The organism is Streptomyces tateyamensis, assembly GCF_003205575.1.
GTDB lineage: Bacteria > Actinomycetota > Actinomycetes > Streptomycetales > Streptomycetaceae > Kitasatospora > Kitasatospora tateyamensis.
The window spans coordinates 1-249 of record NZ_PYBW01000381.1 but is presented as its reverse complement, the minus strand read 5'-3'; the positions used below and the strand labels follow the sequence as shown (position 1 = coordinate 249).

1 pseudogene is annotated in these 249 nt (G+C 81.9%); it reads left to right on the top strand.

What is annotated here, in order from left to right:
* Positions 1-249, top strand: a pseudogene (locus C7C46_RS33830) (AMP-binding protein); the annotation flags it as partial.

The following is a 249-nucleotide window of genomic DNA, read 5'->3' as shown; positions in this document are numbered from 1 at the left end:
GTGGGCCTCCGTCACCCGGGGCGCCGAGGACGGCACCCCCGCGCAGTGCGCGGCCCTGCCCGGCGCCCGGCTGCTGGTGCTGGACCACCGCCTGGAGCCGGTCCCGGACGGCGTGGTGGGCGAGATCCACCTCGGCGGCGCGGGCGAGGCGCGCGGCTACCACGGGCGGCCCGCGCTCACCGCGGCCGCCTTCCTGCCGGACCCGCACCAGGCGGGCGGGCGGCTCTACCGGACCGGCGACCTGGGCCG